This is a genomic window from Pseudomonas frederiksbergensis (assembly GCF_001874645.1).
Lineage (GTDB): Bacteria > Pseudomonadota > Gammaproteobacteria > Pseudomonadales > Pseudomonadaceae > Aquipseudomonas > Aquipseudomonas frederiksbergensis_B.
In genome coordinates this window covers 298,140-318,973 of record NZ_CP017886.1, presented here as the reverse complement: position 1 = coordinate 318,973, position 20,834 = coordinate 298,140, and the positions used below count along the sequence as shown (strand labels likewise).

Annotated in this window: 16 protein-coding genes and 2 pseudogenes; 7 read left to right on the top strand and 11 right to left on the bottom strand. The window is 61.0% G+C overall.

Annotated elements, in window-relative coordinates:
• Positions 1 to 16: 16 nt before the first annotated feature.
• Together BLL42_RS01430 and BLL42_RS01425 are read right to left on the bottom strand one after the other, a co-directional pair.
• On the bottom strand, positions 17 to 3,115 hold the full coding sequence (locus BLL42_RS01430) for a multidrug efflux RND transporter permease subunit (RefSeq protein WP_071550453.1): 3,099 nt from the start codon (positions 3,113 to 3,115) through the stop codon (positions 17 to 19).
• A gap of 16 nt (positions 3,116 to 3,131) precedes the next feature.
• Positions 3,132 to 4,289, bottom strand: a complete 1,158-nt coding sequence (locus BLL42_RS01425; RefSeq protein WP_071550452.1) for an efflux RND transporter periplasmic adaptor subunit — start codon at positions 4,287 to 4,289, stop codon at positions 3,132 to 3,134.
• A 371-nt stretch (positions 4,290 to 4,660) separates the two neighbouring features.
• Here BLL42_RS01425 and BLL42_RS01420 point away from each other — a divergent pair, with 371 nt between their 5' ends.
• Together BLL42_RS01420 and BLL42_RS01415 are read left to right on the top strand one after the other, a co-directional pair.
• Positions 4,661 to 5,362 (top strand): response regulator, encoded by a 702-nt coding sequence (locus tag BLL42_RS01420; RefSeq protein WP_071550451.1) that lies wholly within the window; start codon positions 4,661 to 4,663, stop codon positions 5,360 to 5,362.
• Between the two features lie 2 nt (positions 5,363 to 5,364).
• Positions 5,365 to 6,666 carry an ATP-binding protein gene (locus tag BLL42_RS01415; protein WP_071550450.1) on the top strand — a complete coding sequence of 434 codons (1,302 nt, stop codon included), beginning with the start codon at positions 5,365 to 5,367 and terminating at the stop codon, positions 6,664 to 6,666.
• Positions 6,667 to 6,787: 121 nt separating this feature from the next.
• On the opposite strand, the gene BLL42_RS01410 is transcribed toward BLL42_RS01415, so the two are convergent.
• Together BLL42_RS01410 and BLL42_RS01405 are read right to left on the bottom strand one after the other, a co-directional pair.
• Positions 6,788 to 8,182, bottom strand: coding sequence for a sensor histidine kinase (locus BLL42_RS01410; protein WP_071550449.1), 1,395 nt, complete (start codon positions 8,180 to 8,182; stop codon positions 6,788 to 6,790).
• Positions 8,160 to 8,843, bottom strand: coding sequence for a response regulator transcription factor (locus BLL42_RS01405; RefSeq protein WP_071550448.1), 684 nt, complete (start codon positions 8,841 to 8,843; stop codon positions 8,160 to 8,162). Before BLL42_RS01405 ends, BLL42_RS01410 begins: the two co-directional genes overlap by 23 nt.
• A gap of 533 nt (positions 8,844 to 9,376) precedes the next feature.
• On the opposite strand from BLL42_RS01405, the gene hcnA reads away from it, so the two are divergent.
• The 4 genes from hcnA to glsB all read left to right on the top strand — a co-directional run bounded on the left by hcnA (position 9,377) and on the right by glsB (position 13,428).
• The gene (gene hcnA / locus BLL42_RS01400) at positions 9,377 to 9,691 is read left to right on the top strand and encodes a cyanide-forming glycine dehydrogenase subunit HcnA (RefSeq protein WP_071555669.1); all 315 of its coding nucleotides are present in this window, start codon (positions 9,377 to 9,379) and stop codon (positions 9,689 to 9,691) included.
• Positions 9,688 to 11,097 carry a cyanide-forming glycine dehydrogenase subunit HcnB gene (gene hcnB / locus BLL42_RS01395; protein ID WP_071550446.1) on the top strand — a complete coding sequence of 470 codons (1,410 nt, stop codon included), beginning with the start codon at positions 9,688 to 9,690 and terminating at the stop codon, positions 11,095 to 11,097. The genes hcnA and hcnB overlap by 4 nt, the downstream gene beginning before the upstream one ends.
• The gene (gene hcnC / locus BLL42_RS01390) at positions 11,090 to 12,349 is read left to right on the top strand and encodes a cyanide-forming glycine dehydrogenase subunit HcnC (RefSeq protein WP_071550444.1); all 1,260 of its coding nucleotides are present in this window, start codon (positions 11,090 to 11,092) and stop codon (positions 12,347 to 12,349) included. The genes hcnB and hcnC overlap by 8 nt, the downstream gene beginning before the upstream one ends.
• Positions 12,350 to 12,519: 170 nt before the next feature.
• Positions 12,520 to 13,428 carry a glutaminase B gene (gene glsB / locus BLL42_RS01385; protein ID WP_071550442.1) on the top strand — a complete coding sequence of 303 codons (909 nt, stop codon included), beginning with the start codon at positions 12,520 to 12,522 and terminating at the stop codon, positions 13,426 to 13,428.
• 110 nt (positions 13,429 to 13,538) lie between these two features.
• On the opposite strand, the pseudogene BLL42_RS01380 reads toward glsB, so the two are convergent.
• The 7 genes and pseudogenes from BLL42_RS01380 to BLL42_RS01350 form a co-directional block, all read right to left on the bottom strand.
• Positions 13,539 to 13,802 (bottom strand): annotated as a pseudogene (locus tag BLL42_RS01380) (DUF6124 family protein); the annotation flags it as partial.
• 102 nt (positions 13,803 to 13,904) lie between these two features.
• Positions 13,905 to 14,204 (bottom strand): hypothetical protein, encoded by a 300-nt coding sequence (locus BLL42_RS30370; protein WP_071550440.1) that lies wholly within the window; start codon positions 14,202 to 14,204, stop codon positions 13,905 to 13,907.
• Positions 14,205 to 14,290: 86 nt separating this feature from the next.
• Entirely contained in the window at positions 14,291 to 14,590 is a 300-nt protein-coding gene (locus tag BLL42_RS01370) for an Ada metal-binding domain-containing protein (protein ID WP_071555668.1), read from the bottom strand.
• On the bottom strand, positions 14,587 to 15,198 hold the full coding sequence (locus BLL42_RS01365) for a DNA-3-methyladenine glycosylase family protein (RefSeq protein WP_071550438.1): 612 nt from the start codon (positions 15,196 to 15,198) through the stop codon (positions 14,587 to 14,589). Before BLL42_RS01365 ends, BLL42_RS01370 begins: the two co-directional genes overlap by 4 nt.
• Positions 15,199 to 15,299: 101 nt before the next feature.
• Positions 15,300 to 16,658: a chromate efflux transporter gene (gene chrA, locus BLL42_RS01360; protein WP_071550437.1), complete on the bottom strand. Its 1,359-nt coding sequence runs from the start codon at positions 16,656 to 16,658 to the stop codon at positions 15,300 to 15,302.
• Between the two features lie 38 nt (positions 16,659 to 16,696).
• A complete protein-coding gene (locus tag BLL42_RS01355; RefSeq protein WP_071550435.1) occupies positions 16,697 to 17,737 on the bottom strand; it encodes a DMT family transporter in 1,041 nt (346 codons plus the stop codon).
• Positions 17,738 to 17,770: 33 nt separating this feature from the next.
• Positions 17,771 to 18,028, bottom strand: a pseudogene (locus tag BLL42_RS01350) (LysE family translocator); the annotation flags it as partial.
• Between the two features lie 387 nt (positions 18,029 to 18,415).
• Here BLL42_RS01350 and BLL42_RS01345 point away from each other — a divergent pair.
• Positions 18,416 to 20,770: a dermokine domain-containing protein gene (locus BLL42_RS01345; RefSeq protein WP_071550433.1), complete on the top strand. Its 2,355-nt coding sequence runs from the start codon at positions 18,416 to 18,418 to the stop codon at positions 20,768 to 20,770.
• The last annotated feature ends 64 nt before the right edge of the window (positions 20,771 to 20,834 follow it).

Genomic DNA, 20,834 nt, shown 5'->3' with positions numbered 1-20,834 from the left:
CAGCCTGCGGCAGCTCCTACGGTTTATACGGTTTACGTTTGACCAGCTTCATCACCACCACAAAAAACACCGGTACAAACACCACCGCCAATGTCGCGGTGATCATCCCGCCAATCACGCCAGTGCCGATGGCTTGCTGGCTCGCCGAGCTGGCCCCGGTGGCAATCGCCAGCGGCACCACGCCCAGGATGAACGCCAGCGAGGTCATGATGATCGGCCGCAGGCGCAAGCGCGCGGCTTGCACCGTGGCGTCGATCAGGTCATGGCCTTCGTCGTACAGACTCTTGGCGAACTCGATGATCAGGATCGCGTTTTTCGCCGACAGTCCGATGATGGTGATCAGTCCGACCTTGAAGAACACGTCGTTGGGCATTCCGCGCAAGGTCACGGCCAGCACCGCGCCGAGCACACCCAGCGGCACCACCAGCAGCACCGAGGTCGGGATCGACCAGCTCTCGTACAGCGCCGCCAGACACAGGAACACGATCAACAACGACAAGCCGAGCAGCATCGGTGCCTGGCTGCCGGACAGCCGCTCTTGCAACGACAACCCGGTCCATTCCTGACCCAGTCCCGCCGGGCCTTGCGCGACCAGACGCTCGATTTCCGCCATCGCTTCGCCGGTGCTGTGACCGGGCGCCGGCTCACCGGAAATGCTGATGGCCGGGTAACCGTTGTAGCGTGTCAACTGCGCCGGACCCTGGGTCCATGTGGCCTGGACGAACGCCGACAACGGCACCATTTTCTCGGCGTTGTTGCGCACGTGAATCTTCAGCAAGTCGTCAACCTGACTGCGTTGATCGCCTTCGGCCTGAACCACCACCCGCTGCATGCGTCCCTGATTGGGGAAGTCGTTGATGTACGCCGAACCGACGGCGGTGGACAGTACGTTGCCGATATCGGCGAAGGAAACGCCCAAGGCATTGGCCTGTTTGCGGTCGACCTCCAACTGCACTTGCGGTGCTTCAGCCAAGGCGCTTTCGCGCACGTTTATCAGGATCGGGCTCTTTTCGGCAGCCGCCAGCAAGGCACTGCGCGCTTGCATCAGCGCTGCATGGCCAAGGCCACCCCGGTCTTGCAGGCGGAACTCGAAACCGCTCGACGTACCGAGGCCGTCAACCGGAGGAGGCAGTATCGAAAAGGCCACGGCGTCCTTGATCTGGCTCAACGCACTGTTGGCGCGGTCGGCAATCGAGGCAGCCGAGTCATCACGGCTACGTACCGACCAATCCTTGAGCGTGGTGAACGCCAGCGCAGCATTCTGGCCGCTACCGGAGAAACTGAAACCGAGAATCACCGTGCTGTCGCCTACACCCGGCTCAGTGGCGTTGTGCGCTTCGATCTGCTCGACCACCTGCACCGTACGGTTCTTGCTCGCGCCCGGCGGCAGTTGAATGTCGGTGATGGTGTAGCCCTGGTCTTCGACGGGCAGGAACGAAGAGGGCAGTCGACTGAAGCAAAACACCAGGCCGATCAACAGCACGCCGTAGACCAGCAGAAAACGACCACTGCGTTTCAGCGCGTAAATGACCCAGCGCTGATAACCCTCGGTCATCTGCTCGAAGCGTCGGTTGAACCCGCCGAAGAAACCACCCTTGGCGTGGTGTTCGCCCTTGGCAATCGGCTTGAGCAGCGTGGCGCAGAGAGCCGGGGTCAAGGTCAGGGCGAGGAACGCCGAGAACAGGATCGAGGTGGCCATCGACAGCGAGAACTGCTGGTAAATCACCCCGACCGAACCCTGCATGAAGGCCATCGGGATAAACACCGCTACCAGCACCAGGGTGATGCCGATGATCGCCCCGGTGATCTGGCCCATCGCCTTGCGCGTTGCCTCTTTGGGCGACAGGCCCTCGTTGACCATGATCCGCTCGACGTTCTCGACGACGACAATGGCATCGTCCACCAGAATGCCGATGGCCAGCACCATGCCGAACATGGTCAGCACGTTGATCGAAAAACCCAGTGCCAACATGACGGCAAAGGTGCCCATCAGTGCCACCGGCACCACCAGGGTCGGGATCAGCGTGTAGCGGATGTTTTGCAGGAACAGGAACATGACCGCGAACACCAGCAACATCGCTTCGCCGAGGGTGACGATCACTTTGGTGATCGAGACTTTGACGAACGGCGAGGTGTCGTACGGAATCTTGTACTCCACGCCGGCCGGGAAGTAGCGCGCCAGCTCGTCCATCTTCTCGCGCACCAGCGTTGCGGTGCTCAAGGCGTTGGCGCCGGGCGACAGCTGTACGCTGACTGCGGTTGATGGCTTGCCATTGAGGCGGGTGGAGAACTGGTATTGCTGGCTGCCGATCTCGACCCGCGCCACGTCACCCACGCGCACCGTGGAACCGTCGGGATTGGCCCGCAACACAATGTCAGCGAACTCTTCGGGGGTCGACAGTTGACCTTTCACCAGCACGGTCGCGGTGATTTCCTGGGTGGTGCGGGCCGGCAAGTCGCCGATGCTGCCGGCCGAGACCTGGGCGTTCTGCGCAACAATCGCGGCATTGACGTCGGCCGGGGTCAGGTTGAAACCGATCAGTTTCTGCGGGTCGATCCAGATCCGCATGGCCCGCTCGGCACCATACAGCTGCGCCTTGCCGACGCCGTCCAGACGCTTGATTTCGTTCATCACGTTGCGCGCCAGGTAATCGCTGAGCGCCACGTCACTGAGCTTGCCGTCGCTGGAGGTCAGGGTAATCAACAGCAGGAAGCCGGCCGAGACTTTCTCGACCTGCAAGCCTTGTTGGGTCACCGCTTGCGGCAGGCGCGACTCGACCACCTTGAGGCGATTTTGCACATCGACCTGAGCCATTTCCGGATCGGTGCCGGGCTGGAAGGTGGCGGTGATGGTCGCGGCGCCAAGGCTGCTCTGGGATTCGAAATACAGCAGGTGGTCGGCGCCGTTGAGCTCGCCCTCAATCAGGCTGACCACGCTCTCGTCGATGGTTTGCGCCGAGGCGCCCGGGTACACCGCATAGATCTCGACCTTCGGCGGTGCGACGTTGGGGTACTGCGCAACGGGTAGCTGCGGGATGGCCAGCGCGCCGGCCAACAGGATAAACAGCGCGACCACCCAGGCGAACACCGGGCGGTCGATAAAGAATTGCGGCATAAAGTCTGCGTCCTGCCTACTGCCCGGTGACCTGGGCAAGGGGAATAGGGGTGTCGTCGATTTCTACTTTCTCGCCGGGACGGGCGTGCTGCAGGCCTTCGATGACAATTCGGTCGCCGGGTTTGAGGCCACCGGTGACGATCCAGCGATCCTTCTGCACCTGGCCCAGTTGCACCGGTTGCTGGCTGACACGGGCGTCGGCGTCGAGCAACAGCACCTGAGCAATGCCGGCGCTGTCACGCAGGATCGCCCGTTGCGGCACGCTGATGCCTTGCTGATTCACCGCTTGCTCCAGGCGCACGCGGATGAAACTGCCCGGCAGCAGGTCGAGGTCCGGGTTGGGGAACTCGCTGCGCAGGATGATCTGGCCGGTACTCGGGTCGACACTGATGTCGGCGAACAGCAGCTTGCCCGGCAACGGATAGAGGCTGCCGTCGTCCTGAATCAGCGTGGCTTTGGCCTGGTCCTGGCCGATCTGTTGCAACTGGCCGGCACGGAAGGCCCGGCGCAACTCGTTGAGTTCGCGGGTCGACTGAGTCAGGTCCGCGTGGATCGGGTCCAGTTGCTGGATCAGCGCCAAGGGCGTGCTTTCGTTCTGCCCGACCAGCGCGCCTTCAGTGACCAGAGCCCGACCAACGCGCCCGGAAATCGGTGCGGTGACAGTAGCGTAACCCAGGTTCAGTTTCGCCCGTTGTACCGCCGCCTGATTGGCCGCGACATCGGCGGCGGTCTGCCGGGCATTGGCGCGGGCGTTGTCGTAATCCTGACCGCTGATGGCGTTGCCTTCGATCAACTGGGCGTAACGCTGCTCCTGCAAGCGCGCCTGAAAGGCATTGGCCTCGGCTTTACGCAGCGCCGCCTGAGCGCTGTCCAGATCTGCCTTGAACGGTGCCGGATCGATGCGAAACAGCACGTCGCCCTGTTTGACGTCGCTGCCTTCGCGGAAGGTCCGTTGCAGGACCACGCCGGCCACCCGGGCGCGGACTTCGGCGATTCGCGGTGCGGCGATCCGCCCACTCAGTTCGCTGCTGATCGACAGCGGCCGGGCTGAGAGGGTTTCGATCCGGACTGTGGCCAGCGGCGCCGCCTCGATGGCGGTGGAGGACTTGTCACACGCGCTTAGCGTCATTGCCAAGGCAATCAGGCCGAGCTTCGCAAACAGGTTCTTTGACATGTAAATACCCCAATATTGATCCCCGGCATCCTACTGGGCGTACGCGAGGCCAGCGGTGAAGCTTTGTAGGTGCTGTGTGAAATTGTGTAAGGGTTTTACTCACGCAGGCGTGAGGGCGTATATCCTTGATGCCTGCTTCGCAGTCGACCGCGGGCAAGCGATAGGCATCTACACATCTGCAAGTTCCGGTCAGATCACCTGTAGGAGCTGCCGCAGGCTGCGATCTTTTGATCCTCGGCGTTCCTTGCAGACGCCAAAAGATCGCAGCCTGCGGCAGCTCCTACGAGAGATTTTGCGGTCATCAGAGATGTGTCAATATCCATGCCGCGATAGCGATCCATTGATCACCACAGCATTCCCTGGAAACACCCATGCCCAACATCCTCCTGGTCGAAGACGACTCCGCGCTTTCTGAATTGATTGCGAGCTACCTTGAACGCAACGGCTATCAGGTCAGCGTGATCAGCCGTGGCGACCATGTGCGCGAACGGGCGCGGGTCGATCCACCGGATCTGGTGATCCTCGATCTGATGCTGCCGGGCCTTGATGGCCTGCAAGTCTGTCGTTTGCTGCGCGCCGATTCGGCGACCTTGCCGATTCTCATGCTGACGGCCCGCGACGACAGTCACGACCAGGTATTGGGTCTGGAAATGGGCGCCGACGATTACGTCACCAAGCCCTGTGAGCCACGGGTATTGTTGGCGCGAGTGCGGACCTTGCTGCGGCGCAGCAGCCTGAACGAGCCGCAGACCGCCAGTGACCGGATCCTCATGGGCAACCTCTGCATCGATCTGTCAGAGCGCACCGTGACCTGGCGCGAACAGTTGGTCGAACTGTCCAGCGGCGAATACAACTTGCTGGTGGTGTTGGCGCGCCACGCCGGTGAAGTGCTCAGTCGCGACCAGATCCTGCAACGCCTGCGCGGCATCGAATTCAACGGCACCGACCGCTCGGTGGACGTGGCGATTTCCAAGCTGCGGCGCAAATTCGACGACCATGCCGGCGAAGCGCGAAAGATCAAAACCGTGTGGGGCAAGGGCTATCTGTTCAGTCGCTCCGAGTGGGAATGTTGAACATGCTGCGCATTCTGATCCGTCTTTACCTGATCACCATCGTCACCTTCAGTGCAGCGATCTATTTCATCCCGGACCTGGTGATCAAGGTGTTTCACGAGCGTTTTGTGAACTACAACCTTGATCAGTCTCGGGGCTTGCAGAGCCTGATCGTCAAGCAGTTTCACGGCGTGCCGACCGAGCAATGGACAACGCTGGCTGCACAGCTGGACAAGGACTTCAGCCCACTGCACGTGGCGCTGGTGCGCAATGACGACGCGGATTTCACGCCTTACGAGCGTGAGCGTCTGGAGCGCGGTGAAAAGGTCATTCGCATGGGCGACTGGGGCTGGCGCACGCTGGCGGTGTCACCGCTGGATGAACAGTTGTCAGTGAAACTGGTGGTGCCGCCGGATCCGCTGGACGTCAATTTGCTCTACTGGAGCATCAATGTGCTGATCGGCGCCGCGCTGCTGGCCTGCCTGCTGATCTGGCTGCGGCCGCACTGGCGTGATCTGGAACGTTTGAAAAATACCGCCGAGCGCTTTGGCAAGGGCCACTTGAGCGAGCGCACACAGATCCCGCCGAGTTCGAACATTGGCAGCCTGGCCAACGTTTTCGACACCATGGCCGGCGATATCGAAAACCTCCTGAACCAGCAACGTGATTTGCTCAATGCGGTGTCCCACGAGCTGCGCACGCCGCTGACCCGACTGGATTTCGGTCTGGCACTGGCATTGTCCGACGACTTGCCGGCCGCCAGCCGCGAACGTTTACAGGGGTTGGTGGCGCACATTCGCGAACTGGATGAGCTGGTGCTGGAATTGCTCTCCTACAGCCGCCTGCAAAACCCGGCGCGGGTGCCGGAGCAGGTGGAGGTGTCGCTGGATGAATTCATTGACAGCATTCTGGGCAGTGTCGATGAAGAACTGGAGTCGCCGGACATCGTCATCGACGTCTTGCTGCACGGCCAACTCGAACGCTTCAGCCTCGACCCGCGCCTGACTGCCCGAGCGATCCAGAACCTGCTGCGCAACGCCATGCGCTACTGCGAAAAACGTATTCAGATCGGCGTGCGGGTCTGCCCCAAAGGGTGTGAGATCTGGGTCGACGATGACGGCATCGGCATTCCGCAAGACGAGCGTGAGCGGGTTTTCGAGCCTTTCTATCGGCTGGATCGCAGCCGCGACCGCGCCACGGGCGGGTTTGGCCTGGGGCTGGCGATCAGCCGTCGGGCACTCGAAGCCCAGGCCGGCACGTTGACCGCCGAAACCTCGCCGCTGGGCGGTGCGCGGTTCCGGTTGTGGTTGCCGACACCGGTTTGAGCGCCTGAAGATCAAAAGATCGCAGCCTGCGGCAGCTCCTACAGGGAAGCGCATATTCCTGCGTAGGAGCTGCCGCAGGCTGCGATCTTTTGGGGGCAGTCAACGCTTAACGGTCACTGCATCAATCGGCAGGCAGTAACCGCTGGCGGCAATCGAGTGTCAGGCGGGCGCCGCCGAGTTCGCTGCCGCCAACGTCCAGGGCGAACCCGTGCAGGTTCACGATGGCCGCGACAATCGATAATCCCAGGCCGAAACCACCGCTCTTGGCTGTGTCGTCAACGCGATAGAAGCGTTGAAACACCGCAGTGCGTTTGTCCGCCGGGATGCCGGGTCCGGAGTCGAGGACTTCAATGCGTGTGCTGCCGGCGTTGTTGCTCGCCCGCACGATGACCTGACCGCCCGCCGGGGTGAACTTGATCGAGTTGCTCAGCAAGTTCGACAGGGCTTCAAACAACAACGCCCGGTCGCCGGTCAGCGCAGGCAGGGTGTGTGGCGTTTGCAGGCTTAATGTCAGCTGACCTTCTTCGGCCAGCGGCAGGTAAAAATCGTGCAGTTCTTGCAGCAACGGCAACGGATCGAATAGCACAAAGCCCGAACGCCGTTGTTGATCCTCTAGCTCGGAAATCCGCAGCAACCCGCGAAAACGCGCCATCAGGGTGTCGGTTTCGGCGATCACCTGATCCAGCTGCAACGCCTCGGCAGAACCTTCGGCGGCCTGTTGTTGAATGCGGTAAAGCTGCGCGCGTAGCCGGGTGAGCGGGGTGCGCAGGTCATGGGCAATGTTGTCGCAAACCCCTTTGACCTCGTTCACCAAACGCTCGATGCGTTCGAGCATGGCGTTGACGATGGCGGCGAGCATGTCCAACTCATCGCGGCGGCTGGACAGCGGCAAGCGGTGGTTCAGGTTGCCGGCGACGATGGCTTCGGCGCTCGCTTGCAGGGCGCGAATACGCCGCAGCGGCCGACGGCGCAACAAGTGCCAACCGGCGATGCCGGGGATGATGGTCAGCGAGACGCCCCAGAACAGGGCATACAGGATGATCCGCGTGACAGCGAACAACGAACCGTTGTCACGCACCAGCACCAGCCAGCGGTTATCCAGGGTGTGAGTCGCCACGGCGTCGCAGCTGTCGGACGGCATGCTGGCGTCATCCGGGTCGGCGCAGTCGTGCAGTTCATGGATCTTGCCGTCCAGCGGCAGACCGGCGGGGATCTTGCGGATCAGCCCGTGCAGGGGCCGGAGCCGCTCGTCGAATAGCCCGTAGGCGTCGATGCCACGTTGATCGAAGGTGATGCTGGCGATCAGCGCCTCATCCAGTTGCTCGCCGTGGAAGCGTGAAAACAGGTGCTGGCGTTGCATCAGTGAATGTTTGGCAAGGTTCTCCAGGTAGCTGGAAACCTCGTAATACATCACCCCCATGAGCAGGCCGCTCCAGACCACGAACAGCGAACTGTAGAGCGCCAGCAAGCGGCTGCTGGAGGAGCGCCAGCCTTTAGACGGGTTCAGCAATGACATAACCCGAGCCTCGCACAGTCCGTATGAGCGGCAGTTGGCCCGGTGGGTCGATCTTTTTGCGCAGACGTCCGATGTGCACATCGATCAGGTTGGTGCCCGGGTCGAAGTGATAGCCCCAGACTTCTTCGAAAATCATCATCCGCGAGAGGATCTGCCCGGTATTGCGCAACAAAAACTCCAGCAGTTTGTATTCGGTCGGCAGCAGGCTCAGCAACTGTCCGGCGCGGCTGGCTTCGCGGCTGATCAGGTTGAGCTCAAGGTCGGCCACGCGCAGCGTCGTGGTGTAGTCCTTGACGGTGTTCTGGCGTCGCAACAGGACTTCGACCCGGGCGGCCATTTCGTCGGTGGCAAAGGGTTTGGTCAGGTAATCGTCGCCGCCGGCGCGCAGGCCGCGAACCCGCTCATCGACGTCGGACAGGGCGCTGATCATCAGAATCGGCGTCGACACGCCCATGGTTCGCAAGGTGGTGACAATCGCCAGGCCATCGAGCTCCGGCAGCATGCGGTCCAGGGTGATCAGGTCGTAGTCACCGCTGACCGCCCGCGCCAGACCTTCTCGACCATTGGCGACCCAGTCCACCTGCAAGCCATGGCTGCTCAGCTCGGCAACGATCTCCTGTGCGGTGACAGCGTCGTCTTCAATGGTCAGGATTCGGGTCATGGGGCTTGCCTGAGAGTGAATGAAGTACACGGGCGGCAGTGTGCCAAGAAATGCCGGCGAGGGTTCTAAAAAAACTTTCATATAGGGTAGACCGCCTTCAGACAAGGCGTTAGCGACTTCGCTGGAGCCAGCAAACCTTCAGACACCGCGCATTCTGTAGCAGCTGCCGAAGGCTGCGTTCGGCCGCGCAGCGGTCGTAAACCTGTGTCCACGGTTCACCTGATAAACCGCAGTGCCTGATTTCACGACTGCTTCGCAGCCGAACGCAGCCTTCGGCAGCTGCTACGGGAGTTGCGCGACACCGGCATCAGCGTCAATAGATGCGGTTTTTTTCATGGGCGTGTCAGATGGACCGCGGGGTGCAGTTCACTGGCCTGGATCAATGTTTCGCTTTGGCCTATCACGTAACGTAAAAGATCCAGGGCCTTGTAGCACCCTCAGCGACATTGCCTTGGCGCAGCGATGTTACGTCGTTGCACGACCGCAGCATGATGCTGCCAACCCTCAATGACTTTTCACGGATGAAACATGCCATGCAACGCCTAGACCGTACCTTTGACATCCAGCCGCTTGTGCGGGCGGACATGACCATCGAACTCAATGGCCAGCGGGTCAGCGCCGCGATTGGCGAAACTGTGCTGACGGTCATTCAATCCCTCGGCGTGCGCCAGGTCGCACGCAATGATCACGATCAGATCAGCGGGGCCTATTGCGGCATGGGCGTGTGCCAATGCTGCCTGGTGAAAATCAACGGCCGACACAAGCGCCGCGCCTGCCAGACGCTGGTGCAGCCAGGTATGCAGGTTGAAACGGTGGTCAACCGTATTGCCGAGCAGGAGGCCCTATGAGCCTGCATCCGGTAATCGTCGGTGGTGGCCCGGCGGGTATGGCGGCGGCCATTGAACTGGCCGAACACGGCGTGCACTGCACGTTACTTGAAGAAGCTTCCCGACTGGGCGGTGTGGTGTATCGCGGGCCGTTGCGCGACGGTGTGCACCTGGACTATCTGGGGCCGCGTTACGCCGAGGTTCTGGCCAGGCTGCATGGCGATTTTCAGGACCGTTGTGCACTGATCGACGTGTGTTTGAACACTCGGGTCGTCGGTGCAGAAGGGACTCGGGCGTTGGTCATGCTGGACGCAGGCGAACGCGTGCAGGAAATCACCTATCCGCAATTGTTGCTCGCTGCCGGATGCCATGAGCGCAGCGTACCGTTCCCCGGCTGGACCTTGCCGGGCGTGATATTGCTGGGTGGTTTGCAGTTGCAGATCAAGAGTGGCGTGGTCAAGCCGCAAAGCCCGGTGGTGATCGCCGGTACCGGTCCGCTGTTACCGCTGGTCGCCTGTCAATTGCACGCATCCGGGGTGAAGGTTGCCGGAGTGTTCGAAGCCAGCGCGTTCGGCAAGATCGCCAAGGAAAGCCTGGCACTGCTGAACAAACCGCAACTGTTCCTCGACGGGCTGAGCATGCTCGCGTACCTGAAATTGCACCGGATCCCGATGCGTTACGGTTGGGGTGTGGTCGAGGCACAAGGCGAGGGCGAATTACGCAACGTGACGGTCGCACCGTATTCCAGCAGCTGGCAGCCAGACCTGAGTCGCGCCGAGCAGGTTGCGGCGCAGACCCTGGCGGTGGGCTATGGCTTCATTCCGCGTACTCAGCTCAGTCAGCAAATGGGGCTGGAGCATGGCTTCAGTGATGATGGTTATCTGCGCGCCACGGCCAATATCTGGCAGCAAAGCAGCGAACCGCACGTTCACCTGGCCGGTGACATGGGCGGGATTCGCGGCGGCGAAGCAGCGATGTTCAGCGGTCGAATCGCTGCGTTGTCGATCCTTGTGCAGCGTGATGTGCTGAGCACCGAACAGGCGCTGCCATTGCGTGAGCGCTATCTGGCGAAGCTCAAGTCCATCGTGCGCTTTCGCGCGGCGGTGGATCGCTACACCGAACGCGGTGCCGGGCAGACGGCGTTGCCGGCTGCCGATACGGTGATCTGCCGCTGCGAAAACGCCACCCGCGCCGATATCGATCGGGCGCTGTCCCAAGGCGTTCAAGACATGGCCAGCCTGAAAATGCGCACGCGGGTGAGCATGGGCGATTGTCAGGGGCGGATGTGTGTCGGTTATTGCAGCGACCGCTTGCGTGAAGCCACCGGCCGCCAGGATGTCGGTTGGTTGCGACCGCGTTTTCCCATCGAGCCGATTCCTTTTTCGGCTTTCCAGAACCTCGGCACGGATGCGTTGAATCATGAGTAAGTTCTACGATGTGGTGATTGCCGGTGGCGGTGTGATCGGGGCTTCTTGTGCCTATCAACTGTCGAAACGCAAAAACCTGAAAATCGCCCTGATCGATGCCAAGCGTCCCGGCAACGCGACCCGTGCGTCGGCAGGCGGCCTCTGGGCGATTGGTGAGTCGGTCGGGCTGGGCTGCGGGGTCATCTTCTTTCGCATGATGTCGGCCAACCGCAAACGCGACACTCAAGGCACGGCGGTGGCGGTTGATTCCAGCACGCCGCACATCCTGCCGGAGTCGTTCTTTGACTTTGCCCTGCAATCGAATGCGATGTACCCGGACCTGCACCGCGAGTTGCAGGAAAACCACGGCATGGACTTCAAGTTCGAAAAAACCGGGCTGAAGTTCGTGATCTACGACGATGAGGATCGCTTGTACGCCGAGCACATCGTCGCCTGCATCCCGCACCTCGCCGATCAGGTGCGCTGGCTGGACCAGGCCGCGTTGCGCGAGGCCGAGCCGAGCGTCAGCCATGAAGCACGTGGGGCGCTGGAGTTTCTCTGCGACCATCAGGTCAGCCCGTTCCGCCTGGCGGACGCCTACACCGAAGGCGCCCGGCAGAATGGCGTCGACCTGTACTTCAACACTAACGTCACTGACGTGTTGCGCCAGGGTTCGCGGGTGGTTGGTGTACAGACTGCCGAAGCCGGCGAGTTCCGTTGCGACACCTTGATCAACGCCGCCGGTGCCTGGGCTGCGCAGCTCAGCCTGCAAGCCACGGGCATCAGCATTCCGGTGAATCCGGTCAAGGGTCAGATTTTGCTGACCGAGCGCATGCCGAAGATCTTGCGCGGTTGCCTGACGACCAGTGATTGCTATCTGGCGCAGAAGGACAACGGCGAGATCCTGATCGGCAGCACCACTGAAGACAAAGGCTTCGACGTAACCACCACCTACCCGGAAATCAATGGGCTGGTGCAAGGCGCGATCCGCTGCATTCCAGAGCTTGAACACATCAACCTCAAGCGCTGCTGGGCGGGGCTGCGACCCGGCTCACCGGATGAATTGCCGATTCTCGGGCCGATGAAAGGGGTTCAGGGATATCTCAATGCCTGCGGGCATTTCCGTACCGGCATCCTGACGTCGGCGATCACCGGGGTGTTACTGGACAAGCTGGTGAACAACGAGGCGTTGCCGCTGGACATCACACCGTTCCTGGCGGATCGGTTTGAGGTGCAGACAACGGCCGTGGTCAAACAGGCAGAAATGGCCTGAGATGGCTCAGGCGTTCTGCGAGCAGCGGTAACCGCTGTTCAAAGGACGCCTGTGGCTTGCCAGCGCATGGGGGCTTGGCAGTTGAGCGGAAAACTGTGCTTTGACGCGCGCGCGCGGCGTCTAGCGTTTGTGTCCCCGCAGTGGTACGGGGCGTGAATTCGGAACCCGCCATGCAAGCGCTGTTGAACGAGATTCTTGACACGGTTCGCCCCCTGATCGGACAGGGCAAGGTGGCTGATTACATTCCTGCGCTGGGCAGTGTGCCGGCCGATCAGTTGGGCATTGCGGTGTATGGCAATGACGGCGAACTGTATTGCGCAGGCGATGCACACACGCCGTTTTCGGTGCAGAGCATTTCCAAGGTGTTCAGCCTGGTGCAGGCCATCGACCATTCTGGTGAGGCGATCTGGGAACGACTCGGTCACGAGCCTTCCGGTCAGCCGTTCAACTCGCTGGTGCAGCTGGAGTTTGAGCGCGGTCGGCCGCGCAATCCGTTCATCAATGCCGGGGCGCTGGTGATCTGCGACATCAACCAGTCACGCTTTGCCGCACCGGCGCTGTCGATGCGTGATTTTGTGCGGCGGTTGTCCGGCAACCCGCAAGTGATGGTCGACAGCAAAGTCGCCGAGTCGGAGTACCAGCACCGTGCGCGCAACGCGGCCATGGCCTATCTGATGCAGTCGTTTGGTAACTTTCATAACGATGTGGAAGCGGTGCTGCGCAGCTACTTCAGCCATTGTGCGCTGCGCATGAGTTGCGTCGACCTGGCCCGGGCGTTCTGTTTCCTGGCCAATGACGGCTTCTGCAAGCACAGCGGCGAACAGATCCTCACCGCGCGCCAGACCCAACAGGTCAACTCCATCATGGCCACCAGCGGTCTGTATGACGAAGCCGGCAACTTCGCCTATCGCGTGGGTCTACCCGGCAAGAGTGGCGTGGGCGGTGGCATCGTGGCCGTGGTGCCGGGGCGCTTTACCGTATGCGTCTGGTCGCCGGAGCTGAACCCGGCGGGTAACTCGCTGGCCGGCATGGCGGCGCTGGAATTGTTGAGTCAGCGCATTGGCTGGTCGGTGTTCTAAGGCCCAGAAATCAAGATCAAAAGATCGCAGCCTTCGGCAGCTCCTACGCCGAATGACGTGTCCCGCGTAGGAGCTGGCGCAGCCTGCGATCTTTGCCCAACCTCCGGCGACTACGCCGGTTCAGGCGGATCGAGGTGATCCAGCGCGCGATTCACCGCCAATTCAGCCAGCGAAATCATCTGCTGAATCGCCAGCGCGGTATTGCGCTTGGGGCCTTCGAGCTCGAACGCCAGATCGCTGGCCATGACATTGGCCGAGGCGAGGGTTTCGCAGGCGTGGGCCAGCAGGGTTTCAGAGTCGACGTCGGGCGCAATGACGAAAATGCAGCCGGGACGTCGGTCGGCTAACAATTGCTTGGTCTCCGGCAACACCAGGCGTTGTAGCCCGCGACGAAGGCCAAGTCGGCAAGTATAAACGCCCGTAGCAGCTGTCGAGCCTGCGAGGCTATCCGAACGGCCCGCTTCGCTACGGCTCTATTAATTTTTGCACTCCGCCAACACCACCTTGCAGGTACTCGGCGTGCCACCGGATTGGCTGGCATAGCGTATGCAATTATCCAGGGATTTTTGGCGAGCGATGCTCAAGGTGGAGCCCCAAGCCAGGCCGCCCTCGCCGGCAGTGGGTAGCGCTTTTGCATAGCAGCTTGAGCCTGTGCTTGAGGCCGAATAGCGAGCCGTGGCAGTTTTGCCTGCACATCCCGCTGTCAGCACCAGGCTGATGGCGAGCAGGGAGGGTAGGCCCCATGACAAGCATTGGCGCGCTGTTTTCCCGGTCATCCCCCTTCCCCTATAAGAAGCCCCTGTATCAAGAAGCCCCTGTATCAAGAGGCTAGAGGCGTGTTTGTGGTGGTGCTCTACTCAGATTAGACGGTGTTGCGCCTGCCCTTGGGGCCGTTTAGCGGAGGTGGCGCAGCGCATTTTTTCCACTGCGCATAAGCCCGCGGTAAGCACACTGCGCACGGTCGATAACCCGCAGCACGGGCCGTGGTTTCATCGGCAAAAAACACTCGATGCGCAACATAGCCGCCACGGGCAATGGCCCGCAGCGCAGCAGGGCAGTCCAGTCGACCGTAGACCCGTGATCGTCGATGGCCACCCAATTGTCCGGGTTCGGCGTTGTCTAGCGGTTCGCCCTGAGCGTTGAGCAACACAAAGCGTTTCATGGGTTTGGCACTCGCCACAAATACCAGGCCGCCACGGTTCTATAGGGGCTCCATGCCTGACCGATATCGACCATCTGCTGGCGGCTCGGCTGTTGCTCCAGCCCCTTGAGACGGCGGTAGCCGTCGCGCACGCCAACGTCGTCGGCGGGCAGGATGTCCATGCGTTCCAGGGTGTAGATCAGCAGCATCTCGACAGTCCAGCGGCCGACACCGCGTAACCGGGTCAGGCGTTCAATCAATCCGTCGTCGCTCATCGACAACGCGTTTGAACGATCCGGCACCAGACCCTCCAGCGCGCCTTGGGCGATACCTTGAAGCGTGGCGATCTTGCTGCGGGAGAAACCACAGCCGCGCAACACCTCGAATTCGCAGGCCAGCAATTGCTCGGGCGTCGGAAAAGGCGAGTCGGGAAACAGCGCAATCAAACGCCCGAGAATGGCATCGCCGGCCTTGGCATGGAGTTGCTGATAAGCAACTGCCCGAACCAGCGCTTCATAGGGATCGCGAGCCGGTTTTGGCTGATGCAGGCACGGGCCGATGGCTGCGATGTGCCGCGCCCAGTCCGGGTCGATGGTGGATAGGCATTGGCTGGCGTGGTGATAGGGCATGGAGATTCCGCACAGACGTTCAGGTACTGCAGGCAGATTAAAGGTCTGCCCGCAGGATCGCACCCGGTCTCTTGCGCTCAAACTTTCGCGCAGGACGCTCGCTAGCGCAGAAGATGCACGGCCAAACCCATGAGCGCGCAGGCCATCAGTACTTGAATGACACCACGCTTGAAGCGAAACAAGGCAATCGCTGCGGCAATGGCGATCAGCGCAGAGGGCCAATCGAGGGTGCCGCTGAACCCTTTGGGCCACAGCACGTGATAGCCGAAGAACACCGCCAAATTAAGAATCACCCCAACCACCGCGGCAGTAATCCCGGTCAGCGGCGCGGTGAACTTGAGTTCGTTGTGAGTCGCTTCCACCAGCGGGCCGCCGGCGAGGATGAACAGGAACGAAGGCAGAAAGGTGAACCAGGTCACCAGCGTGGCCGCGAGGGCACCCGCCAGAAACACCTGATCGGCACCGAACACCTGTGAGACATAGGCGCCGACAAAGCCGACGAAAGCCACCACCATGATCAGCGGCCCCGGCGTGGTTTCCCCCAGTGCCAGGCCATCGATCATCTGTGTCGGTGTCAGCCAACCATAGTGACCGACCGCGCCCTGGTAGACATACGGGAGCACCGCATAGGCACCGCCAAAAGTCAGCAGCGCCGCCTTGGTAAAGAACCAGCCCATCTGGGTCAAGGTGCCTTCCCAGCCAAAGAGCGCGGTCAGGATTCCCATTGGCAACGCCCACAACGCGGCGCCGATGAGTGCCAGCAGCGCCAGTTTCAACCCGCTGAATCGGGCATGGTCAGGGGTAGGGGTGTCGTCATCGATCAAGGCCGGGCCATAGGAGTTTTTGGCTGCGCTGTGGCCGCCGATCCTGAATTTCTCGGGCGCCAGGCGGCCGCCCACATAGCCGATCAATCCAGCACTCAGCACGATCAGCGGGAAGGGCACATCAAATGCAAATATCGCCACGAACGACGCCGCCGCGATGGCCCACAGCCAATGGTTCTTCAGTGCGCGTGAACCGATTCGATGAGCGGCCTGCACCACGATGGCGGTCACGGCGGGTTTGATGCCATAGAAAAGCCCAGCCACTACCGGCACGTCGCCGAAGGCGATATACATCCACGACAAGGCAATCAGGATGAACAACGAGGGCAGTACAAACAGCCCCCCAGCGATGACGCCACCCCAGGTCCGATGCATTAGCCAGCCGATGTAGGTTGCCAGCTGCTGAGCCTCCGGCCCCGGCAGCAACATGCAGTAGTTGAGGGCGTGCAGAAAGCGTCGTTCGGAAATCCAGCGCCGCCGCTCGACCAGCTCCTGGTGCATGATCGAAATCTGTCCGGCCGGCCCGCCGAAACTGATGAAACCGAGCTTGAGCCAGAACCAGAACGCCTCGCGGAAACTGATCGCCTCAGGTCTTGGCAGATCCGCTTCAACGAGTGCTGGAGAAACCTTACTCATTGGGTTGTTCCTCTTTCACAAACGCGGCGAGCAAGCGGTCAATGCTTGTGCCGGTGATGAATGTCCGGGAAGTGCGGATGGCTGTGCCGGATCGCCAGATGCTGGTGAACGTGGCTGTGGGGTTCGCTGCCATCCCATTCAACGTCGTGCTCATGCTGATGGTGTTCATCGTGAACATGCCGGTGACCATGGATCAGCGGCTCGTGCTGGTGTTCGTGCGCATGGCTTTCAGTGAGGTGAATCCAGACGCCAATGCCCATCAGCAGGGCAGCGATCCAGAACGTCAATGAAGCCGGTTCGCCGAGGATCAGAATCGCAATCGCCGCCCCCAGAAACGGCGCGGTCGAAAAGTATGCGCCGGTGCGCGCCGTGCCCAGGCCGCGAAGAGCGAGTACGAACAGCACCAGGCTGATGCCGTAACCCAGAAAGCCGACCAGGAGTATCGGCGCGAGCGTGGCAATGTTCGGTAGTTTGGCCCCCAACGATAGCGCCAGCGTACAGTTGACCGCCCCCGCGACCAGCCCCTTGATACCGGCAATGAACAGGGCATCGGACGCCGAGATCTTGCGGGTCAGGTTGTTATCGATGGCCCAGCAGGCACACGCCAGCGCTACGGCCAACGGGCCGATCCAGCCTTGCGCCTGAGTCGAGTCTTGCGGCCAGGCAAGGAACACCCCGCCAGCGACGATGGCCAACATCCCCGCGACGATTCGCCGATCAGCGTTCTCCTTGAACACCAGCCAGGCCAGCAGCGCCGTCAGTACCGATTCCAGATTGAGCATCAGCGAGGCCGCCGCCCCTGAAGTCAGGGTCAAACCGAACATCAATGCCACAGGCCCAAGCACCCCGCCGAAGGCGATGGCACCAATCAGCCACGGCCACTCGCCGGCCGTCAGACCGGTTGCCTGCCAGCCGCGGTCGCGGATAAACCGGACCAGGGTCAAGCCGATGCCGCTACCCAGATACAGCAACCCCGCCAGTAAAATTGGCGAGACATCCACGCCCAGCAGTTTGGCCAGCGGGGTGCTGGCGCCAAACAGTGCGGCCGCGCTCAAGGCGTAGAAAATGCTCAGGTTCATGTGGGTTTTCAGTGCCTTAACGTTCAATGGGATTCAGGCCCTGCGGGCCATCAGCAACACCGACGCCGCTGCCGACAACAAACCGGCGCAGCAACGGTTGAAAATTCGCTTGCCGCGTGGCTCGGCAAACCAGCGACGCATGTGCAAACCCATATAGGCGTAGGCACTGATGGCGATCCATTCCAGACCCAGAAACAACGCACCCAGTACCGCGAACTGCGGCGTCACGGCTTTCGTCGGGTCGACAAACTGCGGGAGGAACGCAGTGAAAATCAAAATGGCTTTCCGGTTCCTTGAAACGATCCTGAATCGCCTCGCTATTGCTGCCTGTAGCCCCTTGTTTCATTCAAGCGTTTCTAGGTTATGGGCATACATACAGGCATACACCTACCTGCTGCTGGACCATTTTCTGGTCAAACCTTGATCGTTCTTCGCCATCCGGCTACGAGCCGCTGCTCGACAGTCTTGCACTGGTAAGAGGTTATCGCGGATCACAATTTCCGATCACTACCCAATATCTTGCAGGCGCGCTGTAGTCAACCTATGTTTATAGATCTGCATACCTGACGGCGATAGTGACCCGACCATCAGGATCAACCCAGTGTCTGCTAAATCGCCTTCCGTCCATGGGTCTGGCCGCGCAGCGGAAGTGCCATTGAGGCAGGCCAGGAGCGAAGCATGACAGCGTCAAGACTGCCCATCCGAGCATTAACGCTGGCATTGGCATTGTCTGCCATCCAGCCGATCCGCGCCGCGACCCTGGACCCCGGTTGGCCGCGTGAAGTTGTCCGGGACGGCGCGACCCTTACCTATTACCAGCCTCAGATCGACGACTGGACGGACTTCAAGCAACTGACCGGTCGAATGGCGATAAACATCACCCCGCCCGGGGGCAAACCACAGGTAGGCGTGGTCACGCTGCAAACGCATACCGATGTGGATATAGACAGTCGCAACGCATTATTAAGCAACCCGCAAATTGTCAGTACCGCATTCCCCGGTGCGGACCAGGCAACGAGCCAAAAGCTGGATCAACTCGTGCGCGAGTTTCTCAATCCGCAGGCTTCGCTGACCCTGTCAGTCGACCGCCTGGTCGCGAGCGTGGAGAGCAAAAAAGCGCCTCCGGTTGCCGAGGTCAAGAACGATCCGCCGGCGATCTTCGTGAGTTACGGGCCGGCGATCCTGCTGGTTGTGGACGGCGAACCGACGCTCGCGCCGATTCAGGATTCAGACCTTTCATTCGTGGTCAATGCCAACTGGCCGCTGTTTACCGACAACGCCAGCCACCAGTACTACCTGTTTACCGGACAGTCATGGATGACATCGACCGACCCGAAAAGCGGATGGGCAGAAACGAAAGTGCTGCCCGCCACGATGTCCAAGGTTCCTTCCGACCCCACCTGGGCAGACCTGAAACCCTACATTCCGCCACCTAAAGCGCAAAAAACCAAGGCGCCAGGGGTGTTCTTCAGCAGTGCCCCGGCTGAGCTGATTGCCTTCGGCGGGCAGCCGGTCTACGCACCGATTCCCGGCACTGGGCTGGTCTTCGCCAAGAATACCGAGAGTGATGTATTCGTCTTTTCACCGACCAAGACTTTCTACTATTTGACTGGCGGCCGGTGGTTTTCTGCGCCCGCACTGGGCGGACCGTGGACGTTCGCGACGAATCAGTTACCGCCCGATTTCGCGAAGATTCCGCGCGACAGCGCGGCCGCCTGGGTCCTCAGTTCCGTACCCGGGACACCGGAAGCCGCAGATGCTGTTCTGCTCGCACAGATCCCGACAACCGTCGAGGTGGATCCTGCTGCGGCGGCGAGCGAGGTCAAGGTTTCGTACAACGGCGAACCCGAGTTCCAGCCGATTGAAGGTACTGCGCTCGCGTACGCAACGAACACACCTGACAAAGTGATCAAGGTGGACAATCGTTACTATGTCTGCACTAAAGGCGTGTGGTTCGATGCTTCGTCCCCCGCCGGCCCCTGGCAAACCACCACGTCTGTGCCCCCGGTTATCTATACGATCCCGCCTAGTTCGCCCGTCTATAACGTGACCTATGTCACGCAACAGGTCACCCCCAGCGGCAGCGTGCAGGCAAGTTACACGGCGGGGTATGTCGGCGCGTTTATCGTCGGTGCGGCGGTCGGCGCGATCATTGCGAACGGCAACGGGTATTACTATCCGCCCTATATCGCTCGGGGACCCGGACGTTACCCGGTTTACTATCCACGTCCGGTGCCCTACGGCTATCGCACCTACAACCCTTACACGGGAGCCAGCGGCGTGAGAGGGGGCGCTTACGGACCGAACGGCAGCGCGCAATGGGGCACCTCGTACAACCCGAACACTGGTACCTATGCACGCGGCGCGGCTGCTTCCGGACGGTACGGCAGCGCCGGTATTGCGCAGGCCTACAATCCCTACACCGGTGCCTATGCGGCGACACGCCAAGGCTCGAACGCGTACGGCCAGTGGGGAAGTTCTGTCGTCACGAAGGGCAACCAGTGGGCGGCGACGCAGCATACGACGACGGCCAGCGGGACGGTCGGTACGTATCAGAATTCGGCCGGCGGCAAGGCCATTACCAGTACGAGCGTCAACGGGCGCGCGGCGGCGGGCAAAACCGCGAACGGCGATATGTACGCCGGGCGTGACGGCAGTGTTTACAAGAACACCAATGGTAGCTGGCAGAAATACGACAATGGCTCCTGGTCATCGGTCAACAAACCCACGCCGAAGGGTACGCAACCGACAGCGCAGAGTGTTCAACAACCGCGCCCCACTACTACTCAAGCCAACAATTCTGCGACCGCTCAGCAAAGAACGCAGAGCAGTCAACAGCAGCGTCCGGCGCCATCGACTGCGAACAGGCCAAGTGGGGGCACTCCACAAAATACTGCGGGCGGCTATAGCAGACCCAGCGGACAGGTGCCTGTGAGCGAGTTGAATAAGGACATGCAGAATCGACACCGAGGTGCAGCCCAGAGCCGACGCTACACCCAGACCGAGCGTGGCGGTGGTGGTTTTCGTCGATAGAGGCCTTGCTGTGTTGTAGTGGTCAACTAATCCCGGACACGACGTTAAGTTTTTTCTCGGCCTG